At 39.9% G+C, this 20,779-nt stretch carries 17 protein-coding genes; 14 read left to right on the forward strand and 3 right to left on the reverse strand.

Annotation, left to right across the window (positions count from 1 at the left end; all coding sequences use genetic code 11):
- Window positions 1–6: 6 nt before the first annotated feature.
- The 8 genes from gmtZ (at window position 7) to Q9312_RS15865 (ending at window position 12,603) form a co-directional block, all read left to right on the forward strand.
- Entirely contained in the window at window positions 7–2,739 is a 2,733-nt protein-coding gene (gmtZ, locus tag Q9312_RS15830) for a gamma-mobile-trio integrase GmtZ (protein ID WP_309201835.1), read from the forward strand.
- The gene (gmtX, locus tag Q9312_RS15835) at window positions 2,740–3,345 is read left to right on the forward strand and encodes a gamma-mobile-trio protein GmtX (RefSeq protein WP_309201836.1); all 606 of its coding nucleotides are present in this window, start codon (window positions 2,740–2,742) and stop codon (window positions 3,343–3,345) included.
- Window positions 3,346–3,364: 19 nt separating this feature from the next.
- Window positions 3,365–3,835 (forward strand): transcription elongation factor GreB, encoded by a 471-nt coding sequence (gene greB, locus Q9312_RS15840; RefSeq protein ID WP_309201837.1) that lies wholly within the window; start codon window positions 3,365–3,367, stop codon window positions 3,833–3,835.
- 316 nt (window positions 3,836–4,151) lie between these two features.
- Entirely contained in the window at window positions 4,152–10,208 is a 6,057-nt protein-coding gene (locus Q9312_RS15845; RefSeq protein ID WP_309201838.1) for a PKD domain-containing protein, read from the forward strand.
- 21 nt (window positions 10,209–10,229) lie between these two features.
- Window positions 10,230–11,165 carry an RHS repeat-associated core domain-containing protein gene (locus tag Q9312_RS15850; RefSeq protein WP_309201839.1) on the forward strand — a complete coding sequence of 312 codons (936 nt, stop codon included), beginning with the start codon at window positions 10,230–10,232 and terminating at the stop codon, window positions 11,163–11,165.
- Window positions 11,166–11,177: 12 nt separating this feature from the next.
- On the forward strand, window positions 11,178–11,837 hold the full coding sequence (locus Q9312_RS15855; RefSeq protein ID WP_309201840.1) for a hypothetical protein: 660 nt from the start codon (window positions 11,178–11,180) through the stop codon (window positions 11,835–11,837).
- 35 nt (window positions 11,838–11,872) lie between these two features.
- The gene (locus Q9312_RS15860) at window positions 11,873–12,139 is read left to right on the forward strand and encodes an HNH endonuclease (protein ID WP_309201841.1); all 267 of its coding nucleotides are present in this window, start codon (window positions 11,873–11,875) and stop codon (window positions 12,137–12,139) included.
- A gap of 14 nt (window positions 12,140–12,153) precedes the next feature.
- Entirely contained in the window at window positions 12,154–12,603 is a 450-nt protein-coding gene (locus Q9312_RS15865) for an SMI1/KNR4 family protein (RefSeq protein WP_309201842.1), read from the forward strand.
- 55 nt (window positions 12,604–12,658) lie between these two features.
- Here the strand turns inward: Q9312_RS15865 and Q9312_RS15870 are convergent, their stop codons facing one another.
- Window positions 12,659–13,015: a helix-turn-helix domain-containing protein gene (locus Q9312_RS15870; protein ID WP_309201843.1), complete on the reverse strand. Its 357-nt coding sequence runs from the start codon at window positions 13,013–13,015 to the stop codon at window positions 12,659–12,661.
- A 26-nt stretch (window positions 13,016–13,041) separates the two neighbouring features.
- Between Q9312_RS15870 and Q9312_RS15875 the strand changes: the two genes are divergently transcribed.
- Together Q9312_RS15875 and Q9312_RS15880 are read left to right on the forward strand one after the other, a co-directional pair.
- On the forward strand, window positions 13,042–13,788 hold the full coding sequence (locus tag Q9312_RS15875) for an RHS repeat domain-containing protein (protein ID WP_309201844.1): 747 nt from the start codon (window positions 13,042–13,044) through the stop codon (window positions 13,786–13,788).
- A gap of 342 nt (window positions 13,789–14,130) precedes the next feature.
- Complete coding sequence (locus Q9312_RS15880; protein WP_309201845.1) at window positions 14,131–14,544, forward strand: hypothetical protein; 414 nt, start codon at window positions 14,131–14,133, stop codon at window positions 14,542–14,544.
- 435 nt (window positions 14,545–14,979) lie between these two features.
- Here Q9312_RS15880 and Q9312_RS15885 read toward each other — a convergent pair whose 3' ends face one another.
- Together Q9312_RS15885 and Q9312_RS15890 are read right to left on the reverse strand one after the other, a co-directional pair.
- Entirely contained in the window at window positions 14,980–16,380 is a 1,401-nt protein-coding gene (locus tag Q9312_RS15885; protein ID WP_309201846.1) for a DEAD/DEAH box helicase, read from the reverse strand.
- 9 nt (window positions 16,381–16,389) lie between these two features.
- Window positions 16,390–16,923 carry a VspR family transcription factor gene (locus Q9312_RS15890; protein WP_309201847.1) on the reverse strand — a complete coding sequence of 178 codons (534 nt, stop codon included), beginning with the start codon at window positions 16,921–16,923 and terminating at the stop codon, window positions 16,390–16,392.
- A 136-nt stretch (window positions 16,924–17,059) separates the two neighbouring features.
- Between Q9312_RS15890 and Q9312_RS15895 the strand changes: the two genes are divergently transcribed.
- From Q9312_RS15895 to Q9312_RS15910, 4 genes are all read left to right on the forward strand, one after another.
- Window positions 17,060–17,266, forward strand: a complete 207-nt coding sequence (locus tag Q9312_RS15895; RefSeq protein WP_309201848.1) for a helix-turn-helix domain-containing protein — start codon at window positions 17,060–17,062, stop codon at window positions 17,264–17,266.
- Between the two features lie 69 nt (window positions 17,267–17,335).
- The gene (locus Q9312_RS15900; RefSeq protein WP_309201849.1) at window positions 17,336–17,992 is read left to right on the forward strand and encodes a restriction endonuclease subunit S domain-containing protein; all 657 of its coding nucleotides are present in this window, start codon (window positions 17,336–17,338) and stop codon (window positions 17,990–17,992) included.
- A gap of 28 nt (window positions 17,993–18,020) precedes the next feature.
- Complete coding sequence (locus Q9312_RS15905) at window positions 18,021–19,556, forward strand: type I restriction-modification system subunit M (protein ID WP_309201850.1); 1,536 nt, start codon at window positions 18,021–18,023, stop codon at window positions 19,554–19,556.
- A complete protein-coding gene (locus tag Q9312_RS15910) occupies window positions 19,546–20,769 on the forward strand; it encodes a restriction endonuclease subunit S (protein ID WP_309201851.1) in 1,224 nt (407 codons plus the stop codon). Before Q9312_RS15905 ends, Q9312_RS15910 begins: the two co-directional genes overlap by 11 nt.
- Window positions 20,770–20,779 lie beyond the last annotated feature (10 nt).

A 20,779-nucleotide genomic window follows, 5' to 3' on the forward strand; every position in this document is an offset into this window, starting at 1 on the left:
CAAAGAATGTTAAGGGAAAGTCATTCCTCTGATGTTCCCGAAACTTGTGAAACATTAGAAGATGTTAAAAAAATATGTAAATTTCACGGGATTCGAGATAGCGTCGACTACCGTGAGCGCTACAAAAGCATTCCTGGCTTACCTGCTCATCCGGATCGAGTATACAAAGATGAATGGAATGGTTTCTGCGACTTGCTCGATATACCTCAACCCTATCTTTACGAAGAGCTAAAAGAGTTGGTCCGAACGCTCAAACTGATTTCACAGAGAGAATATAAAAGCTATCTTTCTAAAAGCAATGACCCGAGAATGCCCAAGGACCCTCAATGTGTTTATGGCAATGAATGGGAAAATTGGTATCGATTTCTTGGGAAGGAAGAGCCTTACAAAGTAAAATTTATAAGTAAGCCTTACGAGGAGTGGGGCTTTAAAATCGAGGAGTTCATGAAGGTCGCTCGAGGTGGTGGTTCTAAAATTACACACCTTTGTCGCTTTGTTCGTCACTTCATTGAGTGTAGCGATCTAAGCAAATCCCCCCAAGCTTTTTTGACTAAAGAAAAAGTCAATATTAAACCATTCCGTAAATGGTTCGCGACACTAGATTCTGAAGCAATGAAGGGCAAGATTCTCATCGCAATAAACGAGTTTTTAGATTTTGTAATCGAAAATGACCTTACCATGGAAGATGAAGAAACAGGTGAAGTATTGCGCGTTATGGAAGCGAGGAATCCGCTTGCACTATTAACGGTAGAAAACAATGTCTACGCACCGACTAATGCTCAAACAACCAAACCTTGCTTACAACATCATTTTGTCAAAAAGGCGCAAGATTGGATTGTACCAAAGAATTTGAAGTGCTTTTCAGACTTGAAGCATTTACAGATGTTTGACTCAGACTGGGTAAAGGTACCGAAATCAAGGATTGATCGGCTTGATCCTGATTGTGTCTTTAAAAAAATTGGGAACCAGTATTTTCTTTGGAGCCCTGTAGATTGGATCCATACTTACGCTCTAACATGTGTGCCGCTGCGTGGAAGGCAAATTGCTTATAATGATTCAGGGGAAGCTGATGAATTAATTGCTGAAACAAATGAACAAGGAGACATTGTTTGGATAAAAAATAACAGCTTAATGTCAGGAATGACAAAGAATCAATCGTTTATCAAAAAAATGCCTGATGGACAATTAGGCATGTTTATAACAACTAACAAAACTAGTAATCATGGCAATGGCTACTCAATTCCATGGATCCCATCTGAACTAGCTTATTGGCTCGTTAAGCTACGGAAGTGGCAGCAGAAGTACAATCCAATCTCTAAACCGACAAGCTGGACGTTGTGCAAGAAAACAAATCTTAATGAAAATCAGTTAAAAGCAAAGGGAATAAACTGCTTTTTATTTCGAGAATTCAATGGCGTCGAACCGAAAAATGTGAGTGCGGCATTAACCACTCGGCTAGCGGCTGCTTTATATTACATCCAACCGTCTAACCTAGAGCTATCGACGTTGACAGGAAGAGAAAATGTATTAAGTCACTACAAATCGAAATACACTCCTCATTCGATGAGGGTCAGTTTAATTACGGCATATATAATGGAACTCGGTATGCCGGTTGAAGTAGTGATGAAAATAGTAGGTCACTCCTCGATTGTTATGTCTATCTACTATTGCAAAGTAACTGAATCTGATATTAGACATCGACTCGAAGAAAGCGAGAAAATTGCACTTAAATCCAAAGCAGAGTCTGTACAAAGGTTAGTCGAAGAAAATAATTTGGAAGAAGTTAAGAATCAACTTGTATCTAATAATTCAGATATGCTAATGGCTCTGACAAATAGTATGCCTGCTGGAAATTTTATGTTCCGAGACTACGGTATTTGTCCTTATGCTGCTTCTCGATGTGATGATGGAGGTGAAATTCTAGGAGCATCTCAAGTTAGAGCACCAGTGCCAGCTGGTTATTTAGGTATGCAGAACTGTTTACGTTGTCGGCACTTTATTTCTGGCCCCGCATTTTTAGGCGGACTACTTTCATTAACTAATGAAATACTTTTGCAGTCGAACATTCAGTCAAGTCAATGCGCAGAGTTGCAGTCAGAGATTGAAGCGATTAGTGAGAGAATTTCGGAAATTGAAAGGAAGCAGTATATAGCAGATGTTAAGATGGAGTTCTTTGACAACTCAGATCTTTCACAGCTTGAGTTTGAACTTCGAAATCTTGAGTCAGAATATGAAAGCTCTGCTAAGAAAATGGATATGTATTTATGTGATTTACAAGCCAGTTATAAATTAATCCAAATGTGCCAAAGCTTAGTGGATGACGTGAGCTCAACGGAAGGAAATAAGCTGTCACTTGTAAAAATGCGGGATGCAGACATAGAAATAGATCTTAAGGAAGTGTCATATTTTCAGCAGCTCCAAGAAGTATGTGAAAACGCTTCTATATTTAAGTCGGCATCGGCGGTCAACGCAGTAATTCCCCGCTCTCAATTGTTAGATAGAATGTCTCAGTTTAACCAGCTTGCTCCTCAAATGTTTCTTTTAAGTCCGAAACAGCAACTGGATGTCGGTAATCAGTTGGTTAAGTTAATGTTATCTAGGCTCAAGTCTTGGGAACGGGTTAATGAAGTTGTCGGCTGTAAAGTGAGAATTTCAGAGTTAGTGGGATCAGAGAAAATTGAGCCTTCCGAGATAGAGCTAATTACCAATCAAAAAACTTTAATTTCAGGGAGAGAGTAAGTGAATCCAGATAAGATGTTAGAAAAACTCAAGATTGGCATATCAGCGCAGAAGAAGAAGACTCTTGATGCCATTTTTACTGTTTGCAAGGAGCAAGTAGACAGAGGCGTTTCGGACTTTTCGATCGCTACCATAGCAAGACTTGGATATAATCGAGGTGTGCCAAAAGCACAGAGCATACGAAATAAAACAGGTGATATTTACCGCGCACTAATTGCTTCTTTTGAACAAGCAAACGGGAGGAAGAATAAACACGATGTAAATCGCAAGGAACAGAGCTGGATTGAGGAGATTAGCAATCCTAAGCAGCGTTTACTGGCTCTTGTAATGGCTTCGGAACTAAAAGCTCTTAAGCAGAAGTTAAGGGAAATTGTCCCTCCTAATCAAGTGATCGAGGTTTATGACCATAAAAATAGTCAAGTTGACAGCGAACATCGACTAACGTCTCAAGAAAGAAAAGCTTTAGAGTATCTAAAGTCGGATTCATTTATTAAGAAATGGCATTTCACTAAAACAGAGTATGGTGAAGTGATTGATGAGAATAATAAAGTAGTCTTTAAGCCTGCTACTATAGATGCTTTGACGAAAGCACTCCAATATCTATAAAGACCGAAAAGAGCTGGTTATGAAAACGAAACTAATTACTCGAGAAGGCTTTAATAAGTTAAAAGACGAGTTAGATCATCTGTGGCGAGTAGAAAGGCGAGAAACAACAAAAAAAGTTACTTGGGCTGCTAGCCTAGGAGATAGAAGTGAAAATGCTGACTATCAATATAATAAGAAAAAATTAAGAGAAATTGACCGTAGAGTTCGCTATTTGCGAAAGACGTTAGAAGATATCAAAATAGTGGACTTCCATCCTCAGCAGGAAGGTAAAGTCTATTTTGGAGCGTGGGTCGAACTTGAGAATGAAGATGAAGTAGTTATTAAATTTAGAATAGTTGGGCCGGAAGAAATCTATGGTCGCAAGGACTATATTTCGATTGATTCTCCAATGGCTAGAGCGTGCTTAAAAAAAGAGGTGGATGACGAGGTCATTGTAAAGAGTCCGAAGGGAGTAAAGGTTTGGACGGTTATCTCAATTCGTTATCGATGATTCATGCAGTCTAATTAGAGGGCTGTTCATTTACAAAGATATCTACGAGTATCAACTTATCGACTCGAATAAAAATTATAAATTATCGTGTTAATACTGTAATTAGGAAAATGAAATATAGTACAGTCGCGTTTAAAATATAGGAATAATGAACTTAGTCACATTTAAGTTTTTAATCAAAGTTCGGTGAGATTTTAACTAGCTACCCTCCTTGTGAAAATTATCAAATAATTTATAATGCCCGCGCAGATATTTGAGTAGGTTGAAACTATGGCTAATTCCTACTCTTATTAAGGATATTTTTTTGGGGGAACCAATGCCTAAGTTATTGCTTAGCACTTTTCTATGCGCGCTTTTTAGTTTTACAAATTCTGTCCATTCCGAAATCACTGACAGTCCAGACTTTTATTCCATGCCTGGAATTAATAAAGGCCGAGCTTATGATTCAAGTTCTAATGTTAATATTGACCTTTTTGGTGGCTCTTTAAATATATCCTCTACTGATTTGGTTGCTTCAGGTCTTGGTCCTGACATTGTTGTGACAAGAAGTTTTAATTCAGCCACTGATCGGTGGAAAGACAGCTATAGAAATTTCGTTGGAGCTCACTGGATTCTTCATTACGGAATGCTAAGAGGGGCAACGGAAAACCCATATTACTGCGGGCAAGGTACTGTAGAACCAGTTCTTGCAAATAACACCCAGTTTATCTTGCCGGATGGAAGTTCACAGATCATTATTAAGGACAACATTTCTTTTATTGATGCTGATGGAGATTCTGCTTACTCAGAAGGAAGCGGTGATTATCGACCAAGCCATGTAACAAAAGCATTATGGCGAGTTAACTGCAAGAATCAACAACTTCAAATTACAGATAAATCTGGTACTAGCTACATTATTGGAGACTATAGCCTTGACTATCGAGTCATCAAAATTATCGACCGAAATGGTAACTATCTAGATATCAATTACTCGGGTGATCGAGCGAATATTCGCATCGACTCAATTGTTTCATCAGACTCACGTACTGTAAATTTTACCTATAATAATAATGTATTAGAATCAGTTAGCTACGGCGATCAAACGGTCACTTACGAAGTCGTTGGAGCGCTGAGTGAGCAAAGGCTTTTGTCAGTTACACACCCAGATAATGCGTTAACTGAATATAAGTATTATTCGTCAGGAGAGGTTCATGGCTATCTTGAACAACTAACGACACCATTAGGTAAAATCGTTAAGTTTGACTATGAAAAATTAAACTTTAGTGCCAAAGACTATTATGTCGTTACTCAAAAATGCGAAGCCAATCGTGAAACACCTGCTGCAACTAATCGTTGTTGGGACTATGTTTATACTCGTCAAGGAGAAGAGGGCGAAACGAAGAGTTATGATGTTACAACGGTCACCGGTCCTGATGGAGTAAAAACGTATAAACACTATGGTCTCTATTATCCTATACCATTAAATGAATCAGTTTATATCGATCAAGGTGATGGTGAGGGGTACTTCAAACCTGTTGGTCAAGCCTGGTCTGTTGGCTTGCTTAAAGAAATGAGCCATGTGGTTGATGGCCAAGAAGTATTTAAAGAAGTCAACAACTGGTCGTTTAAAGAATTATCTTTTATTGAACGAACTTATACTGAAGCCAATACTAGTTACTCTCTTTGGGACCCAGATATTCGGATTCCAATTTTAATCGGTAAAACAACGACTATTGATAATACGACGTATGATTACGAAGTCACATCGCTAGATGGCTTGACGCCTGAAAAATATAACGAGTCAGGCAACGCCAATTATTATTATGACGAAGATTATCGACACATTGGAAGCGACGCAGGTCATTGGATCCTTGATCTTCCTTTCAAAAAACACGTTCGCACAACTGGTAGTGATATTTTAGTTGAACAATTTACTTATGATGAGAATGGAAACCTGTCTCAAACTATTAGTAAAGGAGTGTTAGTAAAATATGAGTACAACACTGACGGCACTTTGAAGGCAAAGTCAGATGCGGTTGATAATAAAGTTTCCTATCTTAATTATTATCGTGGGATCCCTAGAAGAGAAGAGTTTCCTGACGGCTCTTTCATCATTAGAGAAGTGGATGCTTACGGGCGCGTTACATCAGAAACCAATGCCAAGGATACAACGACCAGTTATAGTTATGACGAGCTAAACCGATTAACCTTTATTGATTATCCTGTCTCTGACGACGTTGTTGTGACTTACGGTTATGGGATGGGTGGACCAACTAACTCGGGCACAAACTCAAATCGAGGCCATTGGGTTGCTTATACCAGAAATTCACTTCGACAAGTCAATATTTATAATGAGCACAATAAACTCGTTCGAAAAATTACAGAGAATACTATTAGTGGACAACAGTTTATTAGGTATTATCGTTACGATGATCTAAACCGATTAGTATTTGAGTCTTATGTAAATGATGAAATGCGTGGAACGACTTATTCGTATGATGGCTTAGATAGAGTTGTAAGAGCACAAAAATTCGGTCAGCCAGCAGTAGTAACTGACTACTTATCTGACGGTACTGTTCGAGTCACTGACGCAGAGGGGAATGTTACGACCAAATCATATACCGCCTACTCGTACTCTAACAAGCATCTCAAGAAAATTACGGCACCGGAAGGTGTAGTGATCGATTTTACCAACAATGCGTTAGGTGATCCTTTGACGATCACACAAAATGGCATCGTTAGAGAGTATCAGTACGATAATGAACAACGTTTATTTAAGTATATTGAGCCAGAAGTTGATGGTGAATTAATCTATTTTTATGATCATGGTGGAAGAATTGAAGAAGAGATCCATGTGATCAATGGAACTCAACGCACAAAACGATTTTCTTATGATGTAGTAGGACGTTTGAGACGAGTTGAATTTCCTACCTTTTTTAAAACCGAATCAGGCTATCAATACGGTCAACCAAGTTGTACCTCATGTAACTATGAAGCCATTTCAAAAGAGTACGAGCTCGACTACGATGAGATAGGCAATCTCAAAAGTAATCGAGTAAAAACAACGGAACATATTTTTCTATTTAATCCGCAACCGGATCAATATACTCAGACTAGCTATCGAACTTGGTTCTACACCTATGATATCGAAGATAAGTTAGAAACAGAAACACTATCTGATAGTGAAGAAGGTACTAACTTTGCTTTTAGCTATGACTACAACACTCAAGGACAAATTTCGGGCCTGACTTATCCATCCGGATTTTACGTTGATTATGATCCGGATGTGTTTGGTCGAGCATCAAAGGTTGGTGACCTTGTTACCAACATCGAGTATTTTGATAATGGTGTGGTTAAATCGTTGACTTACAGCAATGGTCATGTCACCACTTACGAGTTGAATGATCAGCAAATGCCTCAATCAATGAGTGTTGGAATGCTCGACAACATCATCAGTTTTAATTATGACTACGATTTTAATGGCAATCTTGAAGCTATTATCGATAACTTAGATTCCAGTAAAACGAAGAACATGAGTTACGACGGACTTGATCGCTTATACACTGCATCAGGTGTATGGGGTAACGGTTATTATAATTATGACTCGATGGGAAATATTGAAAGTAAAGTCATTGGTGGTCAGACATTTAATTACGACTACGATGCTAGAAATCGCCTTTCTAATTTTAATGGCAATCAGTTCCTCTATGACTTTAACGGCCGGGTTAAAGAGGATGGGCGTAATTCTTATTTCTACGATTTTTCGAACAACCTTATATTCGCTAAAAATACCGCTAATGGAATGCAGTTTAAGTTTGAGTACGATGCAAACGGCAAGCAATCAGTAAAAATAGGACCGGAAAAGAAAGAGTATTTCGTATATACCACCTCCGGAAAGTTACTCTTCGAGCAAGATGAGTTTGGTGACTTCAATCGTTCCCATATTTATTTAGGTAACAAGTTAGTAGCCTACTACGACGAACAAATAGAGTGCAGTGACGATTTAGATAATGATGGTTTAGGACATTGTTTTGAGCGAGAGTATGGACTTGATCCCTACGATAGTTCTGATGCGGGTGCAGATTTAGATGATGATGGATTAAGCAACTTAGAAGAGTTCATCGCTGGTACTCGACTTGATCTGGTTGATACTGATGGCGATGGCCTTTCTGATTGGTTTGAAGTAACTTATGGATTGGACTCAAATATCGACGATAGTGCTCTTGATCCTGATGGTGATGGGCTTAGTAATTTAGAAGAGTTTCAATTGGGGACTAATCCTAACGTGGCAAATACTCTAAATTCGCCAACCGCTCTCAATGCAGCATCGATTGATGGTGTAGTCTGGGTCAGTTGGAATGCTATCGACTTTGCTGACAGCTATGATTTGTATTGGAGCAACCAGCCCTTTAGCAGTAAAGAAGAAGCCATAAAAGTAGACGATGTTAGCAGTCCATGGGTACATACGACGCCCCAAATGGGCGATACCGTTTATTATCGAGTGATTGCCAAACGAGGTTCTCTAGAATCCTCTTTATCGAATGAAAGATCGGTAAAGCATTCTAATAATCAATGGTATTTTGCCTCAATGCTGAACTATCCAATTAAGAATCTTGATATCGATAGCGGAGGAAACGTTCATGTTCTACATCGCTACCATAGCAATAAAACTCGGGCAAGTTATTGGAACTCGACCACTGAAGAACTAACGGTTCATGAGTTGTTTGATTTCCGGCCTAATCGCTATGTATTGGAGGTTTCTGACTCAGGCTATGCAATGGCGGTTGCGAGTGACAGTTCGACCGCACAAATCTCAGTTGCGACGTTTGACGTTCCAACCAAAAGCTGGAGCACAGAAACACTAAAGACTCCGGAGTCCGGTTTTAATGTCGGGTATGAAGTGGGCATAACTAGCTCGACAAATGGCAACTTTGTCGTGTCATGGCTCGAAGAGCAGTATTCAACAGTGTTCCTTTGGGTTGCAAGCTGGACTCCAAGTACTGGTTGGAGCGAGCCAGTAAAGGTCACTTATAAAGATGAAAATCACCCTTTGTACAACGCAATTTACAGTGGAGCAGGTTTCGATTTTGCGATCAACAACTTGGGCCAAGTAGCTATTATCATTCCGCTCGATGAAAGAGATTCGTCAGGTAATATCGTGAGTACCAGTGTTGAACTATTTACCATCGATAGTACGACTTTCAATGGATACTCCTTAGGTAGCGAAGATTGGCAAACTCGTTATTCCATCGCTGCGAATAATCAGCAGTTGGTTGCACTTTGGGAAGACGTAAGTGGTAGTGGACGCAACTATTTGAGTCAACGTGCAAACTGGCAACAATTGCTTGGCTCGACTGAAATCGTCTCTTCTGTTTCGAATGCTGGTGGTCCAATAGCCATTGATATTGACGACAATAATAAATCGACAGCTATTCTGGAAGAGCAGGGGAAAATCAAACTTGTTACTCAAGCCTTCAATAGCGCTTGGCTTAGCCATCCTTTAAGTGATGTTGATGCGCCCAGTGGGACGTCTGACAGCGTACTCACACGATTTGTGAATGGTTCTTTTGGGTATATCTATACCGACTATGATTATCAGCATCATAGCTCTCGTGTTATCAATGATTCAGTGATTTATCATGAGTCAATACCCTCATCAACTACTGGAAGTTATCTCGCTCCTTATTCAGCGCTGATGCAAGGGGCAAGAGTTGATAAAAGCTCGAATAATGCTCAGTGGCCATTATTCGTTTATTTATCGAAAGCTGAAGCTGACAACACGCCTCCCGTAGCCAATGCTGGTAATGATCAAACAGTCAATGAAGGCGAGATAGTTATTTTGGATGCGCGAGGCTCTAGCGATGCTGAAAGTAATCAATTAAACGTATCATGGGAAGTTGTAAGTGGCCCAAATGTTGTTTTCCAGCAAGGGATCGAACCTTTGACGACTCAGTTCATCGCACCGAGTGTAGACGTTGACACGCAGATATTACTTCGAGTGACGGTTACCGATGATGCTGGCGCTGAGTCTTCAGATGAGGTTTCTATTACCGTTAGCGATCTCGGAGATGATCCAGTCCGAAACTCTTGTGAGCTAGATTTTGATGAAAACGGTATCGTTGAAGAGAAAGACTTTTTTAGTAGCAGCTATGAAGGTATTTATTACGCGGTATTCATTCACCTAAATTACCCAAGCTTATACAGTAACTATTTCCCGAACACACCGATTGAAAAGCTCGATTGGAATGGTGATGGCAACATCACCATAGAAGAGGTTTATACGGGAACGATCAGTGTTGAAACACTCGATACCTTTCAAACACAACATTATTTTTATCTCAAAGATAAAGATGCTTATGCGAGTTATTACCCTAACTCTGGTTGTGCAATGTAGTTTAGATAAAGGGATAAACCGATGATGATATTTAAAAAATTCAATATTACATTGCTTCTATTATTGTTAGGCTGCTTCTATGCAATAAATGGGCATGCTAAGAGGACGACGATAACCTTCATCCATACGGATCATTTAGGTTCGCCCATTGCGGCAACGAATGAAGACGGAAGTGTTAAGTGGCGAGAAGAATATCAGCCTTTTGGTAAGCAGCTTACGAATCAAGATAGCGACAATAATGTAGGCTTTACTGGTCACAAAGATGATAAAGATTTAGGCCTGACTTATATGCAGGCTCGCTGGTATCATCCTGAAACTGGAAGGTTTAACTCTTTGGATCCTTTATTGTTTCGCGAAGTAAATTCATTTAATCGATACGTCTACGCGAACAATAACCCATATAAATATATAGATCCTGATGGTGAAAATCCGCTTTTAATTCAGCAAAATCCGCCAATTTTTGCTGGACCACCTCCTACAACAATTACGAACCCAATCAACCCTAGTACGAGCCTACCATTAGCTGACCAACTTCCTGCAAGCACGGAAGGTTCATTGATTCCAAATTTTGCTCCAGATTTGAATACAGTCTCCTTTCCTAGTCTACAGAATCCGCTTAAAGGTACGCTCTACCCTGGCGACTTTATAGGCTTAATAACGCATATAATTTATAATAAAATACACGGCAACTCGAAAGCGAGTACTAAAGAGCAGCACCTCTACATGATTCAGGATGCGGATGGCAATATCAAAAAGATAGGTGTCAGCGGGCAGAAACTTAATAAGAACGGCACTTCCCCTAGAGCGAACTCTCAACTTAAAGATGGTGACTCTGCTACTGTGCTTGAAAGTGGTATCCCGGGAAGAGCGAATGTACTTCAAAAGGAAGGACAAGCAGTAGAAGGTTTGCGTAAAGCTGGGCATGAACTACCTGACCAAAAAAGACCGAAAATATAGGTGCTTATAAGAATGAAGCTTTCAGAATTTAGTCTATGGGCATTTAAACTTGAACTTGATTTGGCACGAAAATTCACACTATTCAGCAGGTGTGTTTGTGCCCATTTTGAGCGTCTTTTTGATCCTATAGAAACAGACGGTATTTATAGGGTTGTTGTAAAGCTTTGTGGGCCAGATGAAAGAGTTGGTACCACTGAGTTAAGTAGCTCAGTGATTAAGTACTATAAGGAGTTCGACTTCGACTATTTTGAGAGTTTGAATCTAGTCGCTAAGAAAAGGTTTCTTCTGGATACGCTATACAATGCACTTATGCCATTGTGTGAAATGGAAGGATGGCCGAAGGCCCCCTTTCACGAAGCGTACGAGAAGGTTATTCGAGAAAACTTTGTCAATACATATACCATCAAAAAGAAATTAAGCCGGAATAAGAAACTGTCAGCTGAGTTGATTGGCGACCACGATGAAAAGGCGTTTAATTGTTCCATTGTGATAAAAAATAGTGATGGTAAAGAGCTTCTTAATGAGCATCTTTTCACTGAAGAGCCAGATGAGTTTTTATTTAACTCTCGTATTGGCGACGTTAAGTGGATTAACAAAACAACAGTTGTACATCAATCTAAAGATAAGCAAAAACTAGCTCGATTTGATATTGGAGACTTAATAGACGATTAAGTAATGTTACAAAGAGAGCAAGGCGCAACGGGCATTTGGCTGGTGGTAAGCATCCTGAAACAGGTATTCCTTTCGACAAAAATGGATACCCTGACTTCTCCAGTGTTTCGAAAAAGGATGTGAAAATCGAATTTACTGGTAGTAGAAGGAAAGATGTTAAAGCTGCAAATGAAGCTGGAGGGTTTAAAAAGACCCCTGAAGGCCATGTTTGGCATCACCACCAAGATGGTAAAACGATGCAGCTTGTTCCGCGTGATATTCATACGAAAACTGGTCACGATGGTGGATTTTCGGGAGGATAACAGCGAGTGATACTATGTTAGATACAATTGATAACCCTGGCAGATCTATATCTGAATCAGAGTTAAAGGAAATTGCTTTATTTACTGGGTTCGAGTTTCCTACTAGCTATAAAGAGTTTCTATTAAAGTTTAATGGCGGCAGTCCATCTCCTGATGCGTTTCCAATAAAAGGACATTCTGAGGAAGTTGGAGGCATTCAGGTTTTCTTCGGTGTAGACAGGGAGATTGAATCTAGCTGCTTAAACTGGAATTACAATCAATATAAAAGCAGGTTGCCTGATTCATATATTCCAATTGCGTGTAGCGATACAAACGACTTGATTTGTTTAGTGTTGTCTGAGGTTCAATATGGGAAGATAGTTTTTTGGGATGCTGAAGATGAAAGAAGTAGAAATGATTTAGGTAATGTTTATGAAGTGGCTGACAGCTTCGATCAGTTGCTGGAAATATTATTTGAAGATTGATCTGTAGCTGTAACAATAAATTTTTTGTAGTTAAAGGCCCGCATTCGCGGGCTTTTTAATGTGCGGCTTGCTGAATCACCGTATCCAGCATATCCATCACAAACTTCTGTTTAGACTTGGGTAGCTGGCTGATCTGTTCAACCTGCTTTAACAGCTTAGGGGCTGGCCCTCGCTTTTTACCGTTGGTTGGTGCAATGCCAATCAGCTCTTCCACTGATACCGCTAATACCTCGGCCAGCGTTGGCAGCATGGAGGAAGGGACTTTCCTTCGGCCAGCTTCAAACGCCTGCATGTACTGCTGTGAAATCCCCAGAATCTCCGCAAGCTGAACCTGTGTGATCTGCTGTTCCTTCCGCAATGAGGCGATCTTCGCGCCTAGCTGTTTGAAAAAATCGTTATCGTTCTGGGTCATCTTGTCCAGGTAATGGGTTATGGCAGATGACGACGATAACCTTCATCCATACGGATCATTTAGGCTCGCCGATAGCGGCAACGAATGAAGACGGAAGTGTTAAGTGGCGTGAAGAGTATCAGCCTTTTGGTAAGCAGCTTGCGGATCAAGATAGCGACAATAATGTAGGCTTTACTGGTCACAAGGATGATAAAGATTTAGGCCTGACTTATATGCAGGCTCGCTGGTATGATCCTGAAGTAGGTCGTTTTAATTCACTTGATCCTATTAAATATCGAGATATTCAAACCTTTTCACGCTTTATCTATGCGAGCAATAATCCATTTAAATATATTGATCCTGATGGTCGAGATTACATAGCTGTTAATATGGGTAATGCATTACATGACTTAATTTCAGGAAAGACAGCTAAAGAAAGAGCACAAGCCCAGTTAGAAAGAGATGCAATCGTGGCAAATACAATCGAACAAGGTGCAACTTATACTGGTATTGGTTTGCTTATAGATACAGTAGTTACTGCTAATGAAATAATAAAAGGAGAAGATTTTGAGGATGATTTGGCAGGTATTATGACAGGTGAGTTTATGGCGAGGACAGCAAAAAATGTCTTAGAAAAAAAACTGAAAGTAACTGAGCCATTTGTAGAAGTTTTTTCTTCGATAATTGGTAAGCATAGTGGGGATATCGCTAAACAACTAGTAGAAGATGCGCTAGAGCAGAAGAGTGAAATAAATATTGATGACAAAGTGCCTGTCAAAGATGACTCAAAATAGAGAGTTTTATTCTATGCAGTCAAGGGCTTGCAGAGTAATTGCTCTCTTTGAGAAAGTAGCTTATCTTGTATTTATTTTGTTTTTTGGAATTTTCTTTGTAAATGTCTTAAAGTTGAGTGAAGAAACTAGGTTTCTATACTTGTATTTTGGTATGTTTTTCTGGGGAATTAGTAAACTCTGTTCAATTTCCATAGCCAAGGAAACTTGGCTAGCTAATAATTTTAGAATATTAGAGAAGACGCCAAGTTTAGGTAAGTTAATTGGATTGGTATTTGTTGTTTTTGTCATTATTTTTTCTGCTTTTAAAATACATTTGATGTTTTGAGGTTTATGGGAAGCAATATGAAGTTGAAACTAGATATCTTTAGGTTTTGTAAGTATGCTTTTCTTTACATAAGTGTATTTGTACTCTATGGATTTACTTTGAGCTGGATGAAGCTATCATTTAATATTGATTCATCTAACCACGGCGATGAAATGCTATTTTATGATTTAGTATTGCCGTTTTTAATCAGTATTGTGTTTTTTTACTTGTTTAGCAGGAAAATAAAAACAAATAGATTAATGCATGGCTTTTTATTAGTGGCTTTTGTGAGTTCTATATCACTTATTTTTTCAATATTATTAATAAGAAGTTTTAGTTGGCTTGTATTTCTATATAGTCTAGCCTCAACATCATCATCAATGCTGATTGGTGTTGCAATAAGTACTAGGGTAAATAGAGAGAAAGAAGAGGCTGTAGATGACTTTAAGTAATTCTAGCTTACAATTAAGTGCGTATCTTATGTCGTGGAATTTTTTAAATCAGTCGCTTCCGTAAATGGAGTTTCTTCATTATCCCACTTATTCTGCTGTTTTTTCGTTACTATTTTTAAATCTAGATGAACTTACTGACAATGATGCACTATCACAAGAACAGGCAAAGTGCACGGTGACTTGGACGTGGAGCTCGTAGAGAAAATAGGAGACAACAAAGACAGCCTAATAAATTGTAAACCTCCCTGTTTTAGTGGCACTCTAAGTTAGAGTGTTTAAACTTAACGAACTTGGCTAAATACTTCTTTAGACCGATCATCGCGCGCAGTAATGCCTTTGTCAGACAAAGTCGAGTTTGAATGTTTAGCTTTTCTCTCATTAATCTATAAACGTCCATGATAATCAGTGCTGATATCATAACTTCAGCGCGATCTTTTAGAACGGCGAGTTAAAGGTCTCGATAACCTGCTCTCTAAAGCCACCAAGAATACTAATTGTACGTTGAGTTTCAGAAGCGAAAGGTGCAACTTGTTCCGAGCTATGTAGCGGCGCCGTTGAATCGCCATGCGTTAGGTATTCATTGCTGAATAACAAAGTCGGCTTCTCATCAGTGGGCCCAGTGACAGCATCTAACTGATTGATAGACGACGGCTTGCGGACTTTCTCAAAAATTACTGGAGCTTCAGGCACCTCTTCTTCAATTCTTTTGGCATACTTCTCAAGATCCGGATCGCAAATAGTAAATAGCCATGCTTCTTGATTATCAAATTGATTGGTACGCAGAATTCGGCCTAGCACCTGCCTGAAGTACAGCTCTGTTCTAATTCGACTCAAATGACAGCAGACTTGCAGGCGTGGAATGTCCGTGCCCTCAGATACCATGCCGATGCTAACTATCCATTGAACATTATTATTTCTAAATTGACTTATGGTTTGCGCTGAATTTTTATGCTGGTAAGACACCATAACGGCAGATTGATTAAATGCATTACGGATCAGCTCACAGACAAGCTCTGCATGTCTCACTGACGAGGCTACTATTAAGCCGCCTGCAAGAGGATTAACGTTACGAATTTCAGAGAGTTTACTGCACGCTCTGCCAAGAATATAGCGCAGAGTTTCGACTGAATAGATAATATCTTCATAGCGAATTCCGGAGTCGACTATAAGCCTTTGAAGGCTAGAATACTCTTTGGTTGTACTATCGTTTTCTGTCAAAAGAATACACTCATTATCTATGAGCACCATCGTTGGTTTACGACATACCTTATCATTAATTGCTTCTCTTAGGCCGTATGTGTAGTGGCACTCAATTTTCTGACTGTTATTTTGGTACTGTGATAGAACGATTGCAGACTGGTCTGAGCGCCAGGGCGTTCCGGTCATTGCCAGTGAGTAGGTTGCTTGTTCTTTAATGTTGACAATAATTTCTTGTCCCCAACGATTTGCATCTTCGTAGCTAGAACCACCACAATGATGTATTTCATCAAACACGACTAACACTTTGTATGTTTCGAATATATCCCAGAAATCTCGACAAAGGTTGATCATTGACTGGTAAGTATATGAACAACCGAGAGCACCGACTTTTCCATCAAAGCGTTTATTAGTAAGTCTCTCGAATGTTGACTGCATGTTTCGAGCGACAGATATGGAAGGCGAAAAACAAAGGACCAAGTCGATCTTCTTGGTTTCGTATAGCTCCTTTGCTAACTGTGCAGCCATCACGGTCTTACCGGCCCCAGGGGTAGCTAGGCATAAGAAATGATTAGAATTAGTTTTGAAGTGCTCATGTGCTTTCGCGACACAGTCTCTCTGCCAATTTCTTAGTTTCATAGTTTTGATTTACTGATAATGCGAAATGACAGTCGTTAATGCTTTGATTTGCCCAAGCAATTTTGAACTATGCTCTCTTGCCTGATGGTAGTTCTCTTCTAACATGTCTTTGATGTCTGGGATTGTTTCGTACAATCGCATGTATTCTTCAGACTCGCCGATACTTGCCAGCAGATCAACTTTGTATTGCTTGAGTTGCCTTTCAAGATCATCAATTTTTAACTGAGTGTTAGTTTGAGTTGAGCTATCGCAAGTCGCTTGTGAATTGTTTTGATCAGGAATAAAGCTTACTTTAAAAAATTCAGAGCTTTTAAAGTATTTATTTTGCTTTGAATTGCCCGAACTTCCCATATAAAGCAAACCCAGCTTACACAGTCGCTTAACCCTGCGGTAAACATACAGCCTCAACTCACGCTGACCTTTATGAGAGTTAGTCCGAACTCGATAGGTATCTCGTAACTGCACAACCGTAAAGCCGTTGAAGGTTTCTTCTTTGAGAATGGATAGCAAATGTTGATCTAGTTTTATTTCTGAATACTGCATTTAGACGTCCGTCGAAATAACTGTTGCTTTACAACCCATTAATTTCCAGATTGACTCGAAATGCGGATTATAGTCCGTGGCTATATATACCGCAACTTTAGATAGTACTCGCTTCCAGTTTAAACAGAGGCGACGCATGTCTTCCATAGCGAAAGAGTTTGGGCAATTATTGAGGCAAAAGCGAAAGGAGTTGGGTGTTTCTCAAGATAAGCTCGCGTTGATGTCAGACATTGATCGCAGCTATGTCGGTCGAGTAGAGAGAGGCGAGGTTAACATAACTTTGGAAAAAGTTTACCAGTTTGCTAAAGCTCTAAATTGTGATGTTCGGCAACTGATCCCTTGAATTTAATATGCATCATGAAAATGATGCAAAAATTTTGTTTGTCAAAATAGGATTGAACCTATATATTGAGTGCATCATTTAAAAGATGCGGATATTTCATTGGCTAAGAGCATTCAACACACTTCCCTGTCAGATCTGGTTGAGATCATGCCGGGCTACCCGTTTCGGGGCGCCGTACAGGCCAATGACCAGGGTGAACATTGGGCGTTACTGCCCGGTGTGTTCCAAGCTCTTGGTGTAGCAATGAGCCCTGAGACGAGTTTATTGACCCGGGTTAAGCTTACCGGGCGGCGTGAGCCCGACTTGTTGAAAGAAGGGGATATTATCTTTTTGGCGAAAGGGACGCGGAATACTGCGGGATTCGTCCATCAGTCCCCAGATAATATTGTTTGCTCGCCGCATTTTTTTCATCTGCGTATTAAAGCCGAGCAACAATCAAAGGTTTTACCACAGTTTATAGCCTGGCAGTTAAATAGCTCCAACTCGCAAAAGTTTTTTAAAACTATTGCCCAAGGCTCAGCTTCAGGCTCCATTGCCATAACTAAACAAGAACTGGGAGGGCTACCTATCCTTCTGCCCAGCTTCGAGCAACAAGTGACTTTTTGTAAGCTGTACTCTGCGCAGCTTCAGCAGCAAGCGATCTACCAAAAGCTTATACACAATAGCCAACAGTTGATTGCTGCAGTTGGCAATCAATTAATTAACGATACAAATTTAAACCGATAAAACTCGTTGTAAAAGGGACACGTTATCCATGAGTGACGCAAAAAAAACAGTAGAAACTACCATCAGTCAGGATCAGGTAAACAAAGCCGTTTGGGCAGCCTGCGATACGTTTCGGGGTGTGATCTCTTCCGACACGTATAAAGACTTTATTTTGACCATGCTCTTTTTGAAGTACATCAGTGATGTGTATCGCGATGAGTATGAAACTCTGGTGAAACAATATGGCGATAACCCAGAGCTAATAAATGCGATGATGGCCAAACAACGTTTTGTTTTGCCGGAAGGTTCAAGCTTTTGGGATATGCACGAACAACGTCATCAGCCAGGAAACGGCCAACGTATTGATCAGGCCTTGCACGCGATTGAAGAAGCAAACGGCTCCAAGCTAAAAAACGTGTTTCAGGATATAAGTTTTAACACCGATAAACTCGGACAAGAAAAGCAAAAAAATGATCTATTGCGCCACTTAATTGAAGACTTCGGTAAAGCTGAGTTAGACCTTCGACCCAGCCGAGTGGGCGCTCTTGATATTATTGGTAATGCCTACGAATACCTCATAAAACATTTTGCCGCAGGCAGCGGTAAAACAGCGGGTGAATTTTACACACCACCGGAAGTGTCTGATCTTCTTGCGGAGATTCTCGAACCTAAAGAAGGGGACGAGATTTGCGACCCGGCCTGTGGTTCGGGCTCATTGTTGATGAAATGTGGCGCGATGGTGCGTAAAAAGCACAACTCGAAAAAGTACGCGCTGTACGGACAGGAGTCGATCGGTTCAACATGGGCGCTCGCTAAAATGAACATGTTTCTGCATGGCGAAGATAATCACCGAATAGAATGGGGCGACACTATCCGTCACCCATTACTCAAAACTGAAGATGGCAACGCATTGCTGCACTTCGATATTGTGACTGCTAATCCCCCCTTTAGTTTAGATAAATGGGGCCACGAAGATGCAGCCAGCGATCCTTACGGCCGGTTTCGTCGAGGCGTTCCACCGAAAACCAAAGGTGATTATGCGTTTATTTCGCATATGATTGAAACGCTCAAACCTACAACCGGTAGGATGGGAGTTGTTGTTCCTCATGGGGTTCTGTTTAGAGGCTCCAGTGAAGGCAAAATTCGTCAACAACTCATCGAAGAGAACCTGCTGGACGCAGTCATCGGACTGCCCGAAAAGCTATTTTTTGGTACCGGTATACCGGCAGCCATCCTCATCTTTAAAAAGAACAAAGTAGATGACAAAGTTTTGTTTATCGATGCCAGCCGCGAGTTTAAATCTGGTAAAAATCAAAACCAGTTAACAGCAGAGAACATCCAGAAAATAATTGATACCTATAAAGCTCGTGAGACTGTAGATAAATATGCCTATTTGGCAAGCCTGGAGGAAATTAAAGAAAACGACTTTAATTTAAATATTCCTCGCTACGTTGATACATTCGAAGAAGAAGAAGAGATCGATTTAGTCGCAGTGCGTACAGAGCGATTAAAGCTTCAAAGTGAGCTCAAGACTTTAGAGGAAGAGATGGAAGTCTATTTGAAGGAGTTGGGTTATGGTGCCTAATGATTGGTCAAATAAACTTTTTAAACAGGTATTAAAGCTAGAGAGGGGTAGCTCACCAAGGCCAATTATTAATTTCATAACTGAGAGTAGTGATGGAGTAAATTGGATAAAAATTGGCGATACAAAAGGGAATGATACTTTTATAAATTATACTAAAGAAAAAATTACACCAGAGGGAGCAAAAAAGTCTAGAAAGGTTAATAAAGGAGAGATTATCCTCTCGAATTCAATGAGCTACGGAAAGCCATACATTCTGAACATTGATGGCTATATCCATGATGGCTGGTTTGTTATAAAAGAATATGAGCCACACCTAGATAAGCAATTTTTAATACAAGTTTTGGGTAGTGAGTTGGTACAAAGGCAATACAAGAGGCTCGCTGCAGGAGGTGTTGTTACGAACATTAGCAGTGAGCTAGTATATGCAGTAAAGATTAGCTTTCCTTCCCTCCCTGAACAACGAAAAATCGCCAAAATCCTCTCCACTTGGGATAAAGCGATTAGTACGACTGAGAATCTTATTGAAAACAGTAAGCTTCAGAAAAAAGCGTTGATGCAACAATTGTTAACCGGCAAGAAGCGACTAATTAATCCGGATACAGGTAAGCCGTTTGAGGAGGAGTGGGAAGAGTTTCAGCTAAGTAACATAGTCGATAGACCGATTTGCTACGGAGTACTTAAGCCGGGAGAGGATACTGAAAACGGTATCCCATTGTTACGAATTCAAGATATCAAAACGACAAGTCTTAATATAAATAAAATGACCAGAATTACAAAGGAGCTTCATCTGGAGTTTAAAAGGACCGCTCTTAGAGAAGGAGATTTAGTAATTTCTATTGTTGGAACATTGGGCAAGGTTTTAAAGGTTCCTAAGCAGCTTGAAGGAGGAAATATATCCCGTGCATTTGCAGTGATCGGGGTACGTGGTCATGATACAGAATTCATTAAACAGTATTTGTCTTCTGATTATATTCAGGAATGGCTTACTAATACTGCCTCTGGTAACGCTCAGAAAGTATTAAACATTGCAGCGATTAAAAAGCTAAGACTAAGTTTACCCTCACTTAAAGAACAACAAAAAGTTGCTTCAGTATTAATCAATGCAGAAAAAGAAGTTGAATTCTTTGAGAAGCAGCTTGAAAGCCTTAAAAATGAAAAAAAAGCTCTAATGCAACAGTTATTGACAGGGAAGATCAGAGTTAAAGTGCAATAGGAGGACTTTA

Origin of the sequence: Pleionea litopenaei (assembly GCF_031198435.1) — a bacterium.
Lineage (GTDB): Bacteria > Pseudomonadota > Gammaproteobacteria > Enterobacterales > Kangiellaceae > Pleionea > Pleionea litopenaei.